12 protein-coding genes are annotated in these 12,805 nt (G+C 69.8%); 4 read left to right on the top strand and 8 right to left on the bottom strand.

All coding sequences use genetic code 11. The features are described from left to right. The first annotated feature begins 110 nt into the window (after nt 1-110). The 4 genes from zigA (at nt 111) to ACOGI9_RS00390 (ending at nt 3,258) form a co-directional block, all read left to right on the top strand. On the top strand, nt 111-1,355 hold the full coding sequence (gene zigA / locus ACOGI9_RS00375; protein WP_419857940.1) for a zinc metallochaperone GTPase ZigA: 1,245 nt from the start codon (nt 111-113) through the stop codon (nt 1,353-1,355). Then, nucleotides 1,352-2,482, top strand: a complete 1,131-nt coding sequence (locus ACOGI9_RS00380; RefSeq protein ID WP_419857941.1) for an NAD(P)/FAD-dependent oxidoreductase — start codon at nt 1,352-1,354, stop codon at nt 2,480-2,482. Before zigA ends, ACOGI9_RS00380 begins: the two co-directional genes overlap by 4 nt. Beyond that, a complete protein-coding gene (locus ACOGI9_RS00385) occupies nt 2,476-2,763 on the top strand; it encodes a hypothetical protein (RefSeq protein ID WP_419857942.1) in 288 nt (95 codons plus the stop codon). The genes ACOGI9_RS00380 and ACOGI9_RS00385 overlap by 7 nt, the downstream gene beginning before the upstream one ends. Before the next feature lie 63 nt (nt 2,764-2,826). Further along, complete coding sequence (locus tag ACOGI9_RS00390) at nt 2,827-3,258, top strand: cupin domain-containing protein (RefSeq protein WP_419857943.1); 432 nt, start codon at nt 2,827-2,829, stop codon at nt 3,256-3,258. A gap of 13 nt (nt 3,259-3,271) precedes the next feature. Here the strand turns inward: ACOGI9_RS00390 and ACOGI9_RS00395 are convergent, their stop codons facing one another. The 8 genes from ACOGI9_RS00395 to ACOGI9_RS00430 all read right to left on the bottom strand — a co-directional run bounded on the left by ACOGI9_RS00395 (nt 3,272) and on the right by ACOGI9_RS00430 (nt 12,782). Further along, nucleotides 3,272-4,030 (bottom strand): S8 family peptidase, encoded by a 759-nt coding sequence (locus tag ACOGI9_RS00395; RefSeq protein WP_419857944.1) that lies wholly within the window; start codon nt 4,028-4,030, stop codon nt 3,272-3,274. After that, on the bottom strand, nt 4,027-5,676 hold the full coding sequence (locus tag ACOGI9_RS00400) for an ABC transporter ATP-binding protein (protein WP_419857945.1): 1,650 nt from the start codon (nt 5,674-5,676) through the stop codon (nt 4,027-4,029). Before ACOGI9_RS00400 ends, ACOGI9_RS00395 begins: the two co-directional genes overlap by 4 nt. A gap of 108 nt (nt 5,677-5,784) precedes the next feature. Beyond that, nucleotides 5,785-6,870 carry a hypothetical protein gene (locus tag ACOGI9_RS00405; protein ID WP_419857946.1) on the bottom strand — a complete coding sequence of 362 codons (1,086 nt, stop codon included), beginning with the start codon at nt 6,868-6,870 and terminating at the stop codon, nt 5,785-5,787. An 8-nt stretch (nt 6,871-6,878) separates the two neighbouring features. After that, the gene (gene qhpC, locus ACOGI9_RS00410; protein ID WP_419857947.1) at nt 6,879-7,202 is read right to left on the bottom strand and encodes a quinohemoprotein amine dehydrogenase subunit gamma; all 324 of its coding nucleotides are present in this window, start codon (nt 7,200-7,202) and stop codon (nt 6,879-6,881) included. Nucleotides 7,203-7,260: 58 nt separating this feature from the next. Beyond that, nucleotides 7,261-8,700 (bottom strand): quinohemoprotein amine dehydrogenase maturation protein, encoded by a 1,440-nt coding sequence (peaB, locus tag ACOGI9_RS00415; protein WP_419857948.1) that lies wholly within the window; start codon nt 8,698-8,700, stop codon nt 7,261-7,263. After that, complete coding sequence (gene peaA / locus ACOGI9_RS00420; protein ID WP_419857949.1) at nt 8,697-10,463, bottom strand: quinohemoprotein amine dehydrogenase subunit alpha; 1,767 nt, start codon at nt 10,461-10,463, stop codon at nt 8,697-8,699. The genes peaB and peaA overlap by 4 nt, the downstream gene beginning before the upstream one ends. Nucleotides 10,464-10,554: 91 nt before the next feature. Further along, complete coding sequence (locus tag ACOGI9_RS00425) at nt 10,555-12,213, bottom strand: NAD(P)/FAD-dependent oxidoreductase (protein WP_419859303.1); 1,659 nt, start codon at nt 12,211-12,213, stop codon at nt 10,555-10,557. Then, the gene (locus tag ACOGI9_RS00430) at nt 12,102-12,782 is read right to left on the bottom strand and encodes a hypothetical protein (protein WP_419857950.1); all 681 of its coding nucleotides are present in this window, start codon (nt 12,780-12,782) and stop codon (nt 12,102-12,104) included. Before ACOGI9_RS00430 ends, ACOGI9_RS00425 begins: the two co-directional genes overlap by 112 nt. Nucleotides 12,783-12,805 lie beyond the last annotated feature (23 nt).

Raw genomic sequence — 12,805 nt, forward strand, 5'->3', positions numbered from 1 at the left:
AAACGCTAGGGACAAGCACTTGCACATGCAAGTCACTTGTGTATTTTCCTGCACTCGCAAGCCGCTTGCAGGAGCATTCCGCAACAAGAAGTGTCCGAAAAGGAAGTTCGATGCGCACCGATCCAGGCACCGTTACCCGTGACGAGCGTCTCCCCGTCACGGTGTTGTCCGGCTTCCTCGGAGCCGGGAAGACCACCCTCCTCAATGAGGTTCTGAACAATCGGGAGGGACGCCGTGTCGCGGTCATCGTGAACGACATGAGCGAGGTCAACATCGACGCGGCCCTGGTGGCACGCGGGGGCGCCCAGCTCTCGCGGACCGAAGAAACGCTCGTCGAGATGACGAACGGCTGCATCTGCTGCACGCTCCGGGAGGATCTGCTCGCCGAAGTCTCCCGGTTGGCCCGGGAGGGGCGTTTCCATTACCTGCTGATCGAATCCACGGGGATTTCCGAGCCCATCCCGGTCGCCCAGACCTTCACCTTCGAGGACGAGGACGGTGTGAGCCTCGGCGACATCTCGCGCCTCGACACGATGGTCACCGTCGTAGACGCCGCGAGCTTCCTGAAGGACTACAACGCCGCCGAGGCCCTGCAGGATCGCGGTGAGTCGTTGGGCGAAGAGGACGAGCGGACGGTCACCGACCTGCTGATCGACCAGGTCGAGTTCGCCGACGTCATCGTGCTCAACAAGCTCGATCTCGTCGCCGAGGACCATGCGCGTGAGGTCGAGGCCATTCTGCGCGCGCTCAACCCCGGCGCGGAGATTCACCGGGCGACACATGGGCAGGTGCCCCTCGAGCGCGTGCTCGACACGGGCTTGTTCGACTACGACAAGGCGGAAAGCTCGGCCGGCTGGATCCGTGAGCTCGAGGGAGACCACACGCCCGAGACGGAAGAGTACGGGATCTCGAACTTCACCTATCGGACTTCGGCACCATTCGACGCGGAGAAGCTGTGGGCGTTCCTGAACGACGATGAGAACTGGCACGGCGTGCTGCGGTCGAAGGGCTTCTTCTGGGTCGCCGCCGATCACAAGGTCGTATACGAGTGGGAGCAGGCCGGGGGTGTGAGCTCCGTCCACCCCATGGGCATGTGGTGGGCCGCGATGCCGAGGGAGTACTGGGACCACCCGGACGGCGAGCGACCGGACCAGCAGCCGAGCTGGCACCCTCGATTCGGGGATCGTAACCAGGCACTCGTCTTCATCGGTCAGCGGATGGATCAAGCCGCATTACGCGCGCGACTCGACGCATGCCTGCTCGACGAAGCCCTTGCCGCCGCCGACAACAGCGCCTGGGAGGGACGTCCCAACCCCTTCCCCGAGCTTCAGGTCGTCGAGGAGGTGGCCGGATGAACAACACTCCGGCTCCGGACGACCTGCTCGATGTCGTCATCGTCGGCGCGGGAGCCGCCGGTGTGGGCGTCTCGGTCGCACTCGCGCACGCGGGGATCGAGAACTTCGTCGCGCTCGAACGCCACTCGGTGGGCGCCTCGTTCGCCCAGTGGCCGGCCGAGACTCGCTTCATCACACCTTCGTTCCCGACGAATTCGGTCGGCATGCTCGACCTGAATTCCGTCGTGATCGGGACCTCGGCCGCCTGGTCCCTGGAGGTCGAGCACCCCACGGGGAGGCAGTATGCGGCCTTCCTCAAGGCGATCGCCGACCACTTCGAGTTGCCGATCCAGGAGGGTGTCGACGTGCTTCGGATCGATCGGAGCGGCGAGGAGTTCGTGGTCGAAACGACAGCGGGGCCTGTGCGTGCCCGGCACGTCATTTGGGCTGCAGGCGACTTCCAGTACCCGCGCTTGAACAGCTTCGAGGGCAGCGAGCTGTGCCTGCACACGGCTCTGCTCCCCAGCTACGCCGAGCTGGATGGGGACGATTTCATCGTCGTCGGCGGCTACGAAAGCGGCGTCGACGTCGCCAGCCACCTGGCCGAGCGAGGCAAGCGGGTGCGCCTCTTCGACCTGGGGAGTCCCTGGGCGTCCGAGAGCTCCGATCCCAGCGTCGCGCTTTCCACCTTCTCGCTCGAGCGTACACGACGCCCTTCGTACACGGAGCGCGTGGAGCTCTTTCCCGACACCGCCGTCACCGCCGTGGCTACCGCCAATGCCGGATTCGAGGTCGCCACGGCCGACGGGCAGCGCTTTCGCACGCCCGTACAGCCCCTCCTCGCGGGCGGGTTTGCGGGAAGCCATCCGCTCGTGATGGACCTCTTCGAGTCACGAGAAGACGGATTCCCGCTCCTCAACGAGCACGACGGATCGACGATCGTCCCCGGGGTCTACCTGTGCGGCGCGGCCGTGCGCCACGAAAGCCACATCTTCTGCTTCATCTACAAGTACCGGCAGCGGTTCGCGGTCGTCGCCAAGGCGATCGCGACCTCGCTGGGCCTGCCCGCCGAGGAGCTCGAGATGTACAGGATGTGGGGTATGTACCTCGACGATCTCTCCTGCTGCGGACAGGAGTGCGTATGCTGACCGACCATGCCGAAGTCCCGGCGCCCGCAACACCAAAGCTGACACCGAGCCTGACACCGAGTCTGACGCCGAGCCTGACTCCGAAGCGCAGGCGACTGGCGCCGGTGCTGCATCGGGCGATGCGTGTCGAGTGGGCCGGCCAAACGGCCGCCAGCCTGTGCTGGATCGCCAGCGTGCTCGCGTACGGGATCACGTCCCGCGGCGACTGGCTGCAGCTCTGCGCCGCGTCCGCCTGGCTACTCGCCAACACCGTCGCGCTCGCGAAGGCCAAGGGCGACTGAGCCCCCCGCAACGGTCTGGTTTCGTTCGTCCACAACCCCTACTTCTCCTGGCGGAGGTGCGCGATGGACGGAACCAGACAGACGCCGGGGCGCGTGGAGCGGCACGAGGGGATCATCACGGTGCGGGGCGGCGGCAGGCACCGGGCGTGGAACGGGATCGAGTACAAGACGGGGATGTGGGCGGAGAACGTCGGCTCGGGCGCGCTCTCCATGAATGTGGCGATGATCCCGCCGGGCGGCGTCGCCAGGGCGCACATCCACGTGGATTTCGAGGTGATGCTCTACATCCTCGAAGGACGGGTCCGGCACGAGTTCGGGCCGCGGCTGGAGAAGACGCTCGACAACGAGGCGGGCGACTTCATCTTCATCGAGCCCGGGGTGCCGCACGAGGTGTTCAACCTCAGCGATACCGAGCCGGTCGTCGCCGTGGTCGCGCGCTCGGACGCGCAGGAGTGGGAGAACATCGTCGACTTCGAACGCCCCGCGTCCGGTTAGGCTGCTCGGCCCCTCAACGGACCGGTGCCAGCGATTCCAGGGCGGCCAGGGCGTCGGCCCGGCCGTGCGCCTGGGGGAGGAGGTCGAGGGCGAGGGCGGCGATGCCGGTCGCGTTCGCCACGGCGAAGCTGATCCCGTTGAGGTTGCGGGTGGGCGGGACACCCGGGATGGGCCGCGGGTAGCCGGACGCGTACAGGACGCGCCGCCCGTCGCGGCGGCCGATGCGGACGCTGTGCCGCGGCAGATCCCAGTCGAGGCACACGCCGAGCGCGCCGGGGAGGCTGCCCGGTAGCTGAAGCTCGCCTTCGTGCGAGTAGGCCGCGATGACGAGCGTTCCGGCCCGCGCGGCCCGCTCGACGGCGGGCTGCAGCACCTCGATGCGGCTCTGGCGGGGCGTTCCGAGGCTCAGATTCGCCAACCGGCAGCCGCGCTCCGCGGCCCAGTCGATCGCCTTCGCCAGCGTTCGGGCGCTCGTCGCCAGCTCGTCGTGAAAGACGCGGGCCACGTGGACCCGCGCGCCCGGCGCCTTCTCCTGGATGGCCGCGGTGACGGCGGTCCCGTGGCCCAGCCGGTCCGTCAGGTCGTCGTGCTTGCGTCCGTCGGGCGTGAACGCGACCCCGTCCGCCAGGAGCCCCAGGTGCGGATGGTTCGGGTGCGCCCCGCTGTCGACGACCGCGATGGAGACGCCGCGGCCGGTTCGGCTCCGCAGCGGCTCCGAGCGCATCCGCACGACGGACGGTGCCGCGGGCGCTCCCGCCGCCGACGCGGTCACCCGGCGAACAGGGTGCGGAACGCACCCGGCCGACCGTCGAGTTCCGCTGGCCGTCCGTCCTGCGCCACCCGCCCGTCGCGGAGCACCACCACGCGCTCCGCCCGCCGCGCGAGTTCGGGGCGGTGCGTGATGAGCACGGTGGTCCGTCCCCGCATCAGGGCCGCGTAGCCCTCGAGTACCTGCGCCTCCGAGGCCGGGTCCAGCGCCCCCGTCGCCTCGTCGAACACGAGCACCGCCGGGTCCGCCAGGAAGGCCCGCGCCACCGCCACCCGCTGCCGCTCCCCGGCGGAGAGCTGCCGGCCCCGCTCCCCGACGACCGTCCCGGCCCCCTCCGGAAGCGACGCGAGCAGTCCGTCGAGCGCGGCCGCCGCGAGCGCCCCGGTGACTTCCAGGTCCGTGGCGTCGGGCTTGGCGTAGCGCACGTTCTCGGCGATGGAGGCGTGGAAGATGAACGGATCCTGCTCCACCACGGCCACGTTCCGCCGCACGTCGGCCAGCGCGAGCACCCGCAGGTCCCGGCCGTCGAGCAGCACTCGCCCGCCGTCCGGGTCGAGCTGGCGCGAGAGCAGGTCGGCGATCGTCGACTTCCCGCTCCCGCTCGCGCCGACGAGCGCGATCACCTGCCCGGCGGGCACCTCCAGCGACACGCCCTCCAGCACCTCGCCTCCCCGCCCGAAGCCGAGCCGGACATCCTCCAGGACCAGCGCCCCCGCCGCCCGCCCCAGCCGCTCCACCGCGTCCGCCTCCACCACCTCCAGCGGCGTGTCGAACAGTTCATGGACGCGCACGAGCGACGCCCGGGCGCTCGCGAGGTTCGCGTACAGCCCCATCAGCGCCTGCACCGGGAAGAGGAGCCGCATCTGGTACGCCATGAACGCGACGAACGTCCCCAGCGTCGTCGCCTCCGTGATGACCCGGTAGCCCCCGTACAGGAAGACGGCAGCCGTCCCCGTCTGGAGCAGCACCCCGGGCAGGCCTCCCGCCAGGTACGTGTACCGGCGCATCGACAGCAGAGCCCGGACGAACCGGTCGTTGTGGCGCCCGAACCGCGCCGCCTCCCGCTCCTGGGCGTTCGACGCGACCACCGTGCGCACCCCCTGCAGCGTCTCGATGAGGAAGCTCCCGATGTCCGCGCTCCGCTCCCGCAGGTGCCTCACGCGCCCTTCGAGCCGGTTCCGGTATCTGACCAGCGCCCACAGGCTCGGCGGCAGCGCGACGAGCCCCGCGAGGAAGAGCCGCGCATCGAGATAGATGAGCATCCCCACCGTCCCGATCAGGAAGAGCACGTTCCCGAACAGCCCGAGCGCCGCGTCCGCCGTCACCCGCTGGATCTCGCCGATGTCGCTGTTGATGCGCGAGACGATGTCCCCGAACGGCGTCCGCGCGTAGAAGCGCGGCGAGAGCCTCTGCAGGTGGCGGTAGAGCGCCAGCCGCATGTCGAACAGGATGCCCGCCGACACCCGCGTGTACCGCATCCCGCTCGCGACGTTGGCCCCGAAGCCGAGGATCGTGATCCCGATGAAGAGGCCGACGATCCGCAGTAGGAGAGGGAAGTCCCCGCCCAGGATCGCGTCGTCGATCATCGCCTTCGACAGGTAGGGGAGCGCGAGCCCGAGCGCGGTCCCGGCCGTGGAAAGGAGGACCACGGGAAGCAAAGCCCCCGCGTACGGTCGAACGTAGGCGAGGGCTCGGCGAAGGTGCGGGTCCCGGATCACCCGGACCTCACGGGATCGGGCGCCGGATCGCTGCCGGAATCAGCCCGGATCGGGCACCACGACGACGCTCGTCATGTCCGCGTCCAGCGTGACCGTCCGCAGGAACTCGAACGTCTCCTCGTCGTAGATGTCGATCGTGCTGCCGGCGTTGTAGATGTAGAGCTTCGTGCCGTCGGCGCTCGGCATCAGCGCCATCCGCGGCCGCCCCGCGAACGTCGTGCGCCCGGCCACCCGCCGGCCCTCGAGATCGAACTTCCACATCTCGTAGTGCCCGATCTCGGACTTGAGTCCGTATCCCTTCGTCCCGTCCGGAGAGAGCACGAACGACACGCCCTCATCGGGGCCGATGGGGTGGAACTCCACGTCCTGCCCCGCCAGGTCCACGGTCGCGATCCCCATGAGACGGCGGTTCTGGAGCGGGTCCGTCATGCGGAAGAGGCCCGTGTAGACGCCATCCTCCTCCTGGTAGGGGCTCCGGCCGAAGGGAAGCCTCATCTCGCCCAGTCCCGGCTCCAGCGGCTCCGTGATATCCCAGCGGTCCACCTCCTCGAACGTCTCGGAGTCGAGCGCGATGAGATCGTCCGTGAACATGTACAGGAGGTCGCCGTCCGGAGAGAAGCGGAAGTTGGCGGAGCGGCGCGACTCGTCGTCCGGCCACGGGATCGTGTCGGTCACCTCGTACGTCGTGAGGTCGAAGCGCAGGATGGTCGGCTCGTCGATCCGGTACCGGTCCGCGAGCTTCGTGCGGCTCTGCACGAACATCGCCATCCACTCCTGGCTCGGATGCACCTCGAAGGAACGGATCCACGTCCGCGTGGCGTCCTCGCTCAGGGTGAACTCCCCGATGGACTCCTTGGAGGGGAGCGCGATGATCTCGATCGTCTCGAAGAACGGGTCCATCACGTAGAGCCGCGACCGGTCCTCGGAGACGCCGAGACGAAGGGAGATCGCACGCTTGACCGGAATCCGGTCCACGACCTCCTCGGTGGCCTCGTCCCAGACGATGACTTCATTGCTGTAGTTGCCCATGTACCAGTGGGCGTTTCGGCCGTTCCCCTGCGCCTCCACCGCCCGAACCCCGGCGAGGGCGCAGACGAACGCGACGACCGCGGCGATGCCCCGCATCCGGCGGCTCACGGGAAGACGAGGTCCAGCTTCCGCCAGTCCTTCTGGGCCGACGCGCACTGCGACGTCCAGTCCGGCGAGTGATTGAGCTGGTCGGGCACGTGCGCCGGCCAGAAGCAGGCGAGGTGGCAGTCGAACAGGTCCCGTTCCACCGGCTGGCACAGCCCGGCGGTGCCGCCGGTCGAATCCACCTCCCAGCCGGGCGAGAACACGAGCGAGCAGCCCAGCGGAATGTGCGGCCCCTCCGGCCGGCTCTCCAGGCCCACGACGTCCATCTCTTCGCGGGCCACCTGCGCCTCGATGCGGCCGGCCTTCTGGTTGATCGGCTTCAAGTGTTTCAAGGCTTCCCCCCTCGCATGCGAAGGTCGGCCGGGCCCGCGCCCGGCCGCGTCAATGGTCGAAGCGGGCCAGGTACTCCGGGTTCCGTTCCGACAACTCTCCGTAGATCTCCAGACACGTGTGCGTCCACGTCCGCACCCAGGTGCAGAAGTGCAGGTTGGGCGCGGTCGTCTCGCCGTGTCTCGTGTGCGCTTCGTGATAGCAGCCGCCCGAGCAGATCGGACGGGCCCAGCAGGTATGGCAGTCCGTCTTGTTCTTGATGTGGTGATCCTCGAGGAAATCCTTCTGCCGCTCGCGGTCGATCCCCTCCGCCACGGTTCCGAAGCTGTGGTCGTTCGAGTAGGCGAAGCGGTGGCAGAGGGAGACGTCGCCTCCCGTCGTCACGCCCATCAGTCCGAGCCCGGCCCCGCACGGATACGCCTTGCTCACGCCCTTGTGGATCTCCTCCAGCGTGTCCTTCACGTTCGAGAAGCCGTGGTGCCGGTTCTCCACCGCGTGATCCAGCCAGTCGCGCGCCAACTCCCCGAACTGACGCAGCATGCGGTCGTATCCCTCGTCTTCGATCTCGTAGTCGCGCCCGGAGGAGGTCGTGACCGGGGCGAAGCCCACCTCCCAGAACCCCATCTCCTCCGTCAGGTGACGGTAGATGCGATGGATGTCGAGGTTCTCGCGCGTGAGCGTGACGCGGGCGCCGATCGGACGGGACTTGTGCCGCTTGAGCAGTGCCTTGATCCGGGGCTTGACCGTCTCGTAGGAGCCCTTGCCGCTGTGGAAGACCCGCATGCGGTCCTGCATCTCCTTCGGTCCGTCGATGGAGACGGTCACGCCGATCTCGTTGTCCGCCAGCCACTCGATGATGTCGGGGCGGAGCAGCGTCGCGTTCGTCGTGAGGCTGAACTCGATCCGCTTCCCCTCCTCCTCGGCGCGGCGGCGGGCGTAGGCCACCGTGTCCTGGAGCACGGGGAAGTTGAGCAGCGTCTCGCCGCCGAAGAAGGTGAGGTGCGCGACCTCGATGGGGCCGGACTCCTTGAGCAGGAACTCCACGCTCTCCCGCGCGGTCTCGTCCCCCATGAACTTCGGGTCGTCCGTGCAGGTGGTGTCGACGATCTTGTCCTCGCCGTACTCGTAGCAGTACGTGCAGGCGAGGTTGCACTTGTTCGTGACGTTGAGGACCATCGTCGTGAGCGGGAAGCCGTCGGGCGGCAGGTCGTTCACGACCTGTTCGGCGGGGGCCCCCGCGTCCCCGATGGCGCGGATCTGCCGGAGTTCCCGCAACCCGTCGTGCACGCGGTCGGCGGAGTACCGGTCCGAGAGCGAGTTCACGACCTCGCCCGGCGCGCGCGGCCCGTAGCTGAGCAGATCGAGGATCGCCGAGGACGCCGCATCGATCCGGAAGATGCCGGCCGAGGGGACGAGATAGAGGAACCGCTCGCCCGCCGCCTCGAAGGCGTGGAATTCGCGCAGCGCCAGTTGGCCGACCGGTTTGATCATGGCACCAGCCTTCCCGCCGGAACGCCCTGCCACGGGTCGAACTTGAGATACAGCGGCACCGTGACGATGAGGTGGGCGCGGGCGCGGAGGCTGCCGCCGCCGGCCGCCGGCGAGTCATGGGTCGCGACGACCCACACGTCGCCGATGTTGTTCCGGTTGCCCTTGCGGTTGGCGTTCGGACCGTCGACGGCGGGGGTGAAGATCCCGTCCGGCCCCAGCGCGCCGACGTACTGGATGTCGTCGTCGTCGAAGGTGGCCGTGTACTCCTCCATGCTCCAGGTCACCGGCACCCGCCCGAGCCGGAGGTCGTCCTCCGTGTTCGGCTCGCCGTCGGGGCCGTCGTCCCACCCGATCGCGTCGTAGGGCTGATACCCCTTCGGGAAGGCGGCGCCGCCGATCCGGGCCATGCCCGCGCGCGGCGTCACCTCGAGGCGGTCCACGCCGTCATGGACCTGGATCGCGTCCGCCAGGCTCACGCCGCCCACGAAGAGGTCGCGTCCGCCGACCGCCGCACCCTCGTCGACCGAGACGCGGAGGGTGACCCGGCTCCCATCGCCGCCCTCCGCGGATTCGACCCGGACGCCCGGTCCGAAATCGAAGTCCGCCGCGTCGGGACTCGCCGGCAGGTTGAGCCCGTGCACCCGGACTTCCGCGGACGTGGCGCCGGCGCGGACCGCCGGGGGATGCACGCCCGACACGACGGGGCCGCCGCTCGCGCGGGTGAGCGTCACGTCCGGGCCGAACTCGTCGTAGGCGCCCGAGAACCAGCGGCCCGTCATCTGCTGCCAGCCGCGGTCCACCGTCATGACTTCCCTCAACTCGTCCGCTCCGCCGGGATTCGATCGTCCCCGCCACTGATAGCCGGTATAGACGATGGACTGCCCGCTGCGGCTCACCTCCTGTCCCGACTCCGCGTAGGTGTACGAGGCGCGGGAGCGGAACTCGTCGGGCGCGTCTCCGGCGGAGATCTCCACCGTGCCGAAGATCCGGCCCTTCCCGGGCTCGAACCCCGCCAGCGCCCAGGTGCCGGCGAGGCGCGGCGTGCGCATCGAGGCCGACCACGCGGACCATTCGGGTGTCTCGAGGGGGAAGACCTCGGAGAGGTGGTCGATCGCCTCGTCCACCGGCTGAGGTCCGTCGCCCCCGCGCTGGAACCCCTGAAAGTCGACGAGCGGGTAGAGTCCGCGGTGCGTCGCCATGAGGAGTTCCCACTCCTCGCGCGTGCGCCGCTGGGTGATGACCCGGCCCATGCTGTGGCACTGGATGCAGGTGTTCTCGACGTCGCGGTCCGCCTCGTAGACGTGTTCGATCAGACGGCGCTCGACCTCGAAGCGGCCGGGCTCGAGTTCCTCCGGGGCGAGACCCTGCCGGTTGGAGAGGTAGCGCACGACCTCGCGCGCCTCGTCCGGGCCGAGGGCGACGTCGTTGAGCGCCACCATCCGGCGGACCGACGTCTGCCACCCCTCCGGCGTCTTCCGCTCGTAGGAGATCCGGGTCATCCGCCCCTCGTCATCGCGCTCGTGACAGCGTTGGCAGCGGCGGATGATGATCTCGTGGTCGATCGGATAGCCGTCGTCTTCGACCTGCGCCGGAACTCCGGCGGCGCTGGCGAGCGGGGCCGAATCGAGGTCGGCGGTCGGGGCCGGGGGCATGCCCGGGACCGGAGGAAGCGCGCGGGCGCCGAGAAAAACCAGCGCGCCGACGGCCAATCCGGCCGCCGGCAGTCGGTCAAGTGCCCGTCGCGTAGTCGCTTCGCGTCTCATTCATCCTCCATTCCGAACCGGTCAATTGTGCGCCAATTGCCATGATCGCGCCACCCCGAAGAGGGTCGTCCGCGCGCCTCGCGGCCGACCGTCACGAGTCCGCCAGCTCGAGGAAGCCTGCGCCCACCGCGAACGAGAGGGCGGCCAGAAAGTCCGGCAGCGGCACGGCCGTCCCGCGCCGGTTGTACGCCTCGAACAGGTCGGGGACCTGATCGGAGTCCGGCGCGATCTCCGTGAGCCGACGGAGGTCGACGTTGCGTACGTAGCGCGCGCCGTCAGGAAGCCGGTCGGAGATGAGGCGAGCCTCGAGGGCGATCCGGTCGTCGACGACGGCGGGGCGGCGCACGCTCGATAGTCCCGGCGCCGGGTGGAGCCGCACGGCCGGCAGCGAGCGGATCGTCTCCCACGCCGTCCGGACCTCGGGGCGCGCCAGGAAGGCGTCGGCCCGGCGTTCTGCGAGCGAACGGTCTCCCGGTTCCGATACCGCGGGCGTTCCGGTCACGGGGGCGGCCCCCGGGATGTCGGCGCCTGCTTTCCGGGCCGCAGCCAGGCGAACGTCCCAGAACGCATGGTCGTTCACGGCGGCGGCCTGCTCCAGGAAGGGGACGGACAGGGCCCGATAGGTGCGGTACACCTCCCGTTCCCGGTCGTCGTACAACTCGCAGGCGGGTCCGGCCATGGCGTCGTCCTCGAGCCCCGTATGCGTCACGATCGCGGCGAGCCAGGCGGAGGCGAGCGCCTTCTTGACGCCGTACGAGGAGAGGGGGTCGATGAAGGAGCCGGCATCGCCGACGAGAAGCAGGCCCGGCCGGCCATGCGAGGTCGCGCCGTAGAGCGACGCGGGACATGCCCGCACGGGCCCTTCGAGCCGGCCCTCTTCGAGGCGCCGGCCGAGCCGCGCCGCCTTGGCCAGTTCGGCGCGCCACATGCCGTCGAGGCCCTGCTCGCGCGCCAGGTGCGTGCGGCGCGGGTCGACCATCGCCGTGACGCAGCGGGTACGCGGCGAGGTCGGCACCGACCAGGCCCACCCGTCCCGATAGCTCTCGATCAGCGTACAGCCGGGGTCCGGCGGAGCGTGGCCGCGATCCGGGGTCCAGCGGCCGACGAGCGCGAGCGTGGCGATCCCGCGCTCGCGCGTCCGGCGCCCGCGCCGGGCGAGCACCCCGGCCCGGCCGGAGGCGTCGAGCACCCAGCGCCCCCGGTAGCGCGCGGCCGAGGTGGCCACGCGCCAGCCATCGGGCTCGACGGCCGTCTCGATCACCGGCCCGTCCGTCACCAGGCGCGCGCCCGCCTCGCGCGCCACCCCGTGGAAGGCGGTCTCGAGCGCCGCCCGGTCCGCATGGAAACCGCGCTCGGGCTCCCCGAACCGTTCGTCGCGCCGCGGCTCGCCGGCCCACCACACGGTGTTGCCCTCGTTCGGCACGAGGCCCGCCGCATCCAGGGCGTCCAGCGCTCCGACGCGTTCGAGGAGCTTGCGCGCCGAGTTGGGGATGGACTCGGCGAGCCATTTCGCCGGCGGGGCCGGCCGCGTGATCAGCGCGACATCGTGCCCGCGCCGCGCCAGCGACGCCGCGGCGGCGCAGCCCGCCGGCCCGCCGCCGACGATCAGGACATCGTAGACGTGTCGGTGCGGCCGGCTCAGTTCGCCCGCTGGCGCAGCGCGAACGCGCCTGCGCCGCCCGGTCCGTCCGTGGCGAAGCAGTAGAAGCGCCCGTCGCCGCCCGTCCCGCGCAGATCCTCGAGACTGCAGCCCCGCGACCCGTGCGCCTCGTTCCACGAGGTGGGGTTCTGTCCGCCACCTGTGCGGTCGTGGTGCCCGACGAGCGCGCTGCCCTCGCCGTTCGACGTCCAGTTGCTGCACGTCGTGTCGCCGTCCGCGCCCGAGGCCATGCCGTTCATCAGGGTCCCGGTGAGGATGTCGTGCTGGTTCGGCTGGTCGCCGCGGCCGTTCACCTCATCGCCGTTCTCCGTGAGGATCGTCGCCTTGGTCAGGTTCGGGCCGTTGCTGTGCAGGTGCGCGACATCCCGGGCGATCATCGTGCCCGCGTGGTTGAACCACGGCCCGTCTCCGATCCGTTCGCGCGCGTTCACGCCGCCCGTGCCCGTCGTGCTGAGGTAGGCCCGCCACATGCGGTCGGGCAGCCCCGCCGCCTCGGCCAGCGTCTCGCAGTAGGCGTCCGCGCCCTCGAGACCGCCGAGATCCGCGCCGTCTCCCGGATTCGAACTGGTGATGAAGAAGCTGATGTTCCCGTCCTGCGCCGCCGCCCCGCTCGCGCCGAACGCGAACAGAAGGGCCATGAAACCGATCGTGCGTCTCATCTTCGACTCCCGTGCTGGTTGCT

This window comes from Candidatus Palauibacter irciniicola (assembly GCF_965208695.1).
In the GTDB taxonomy this organism is placed as follows: domain Bacteria; phylum Gemmatimonadota; class Gemmatimonadetes; order Palauibacterales; family Palauibacteraceae; genus Palauibacter; species Palauibacter irciniicola.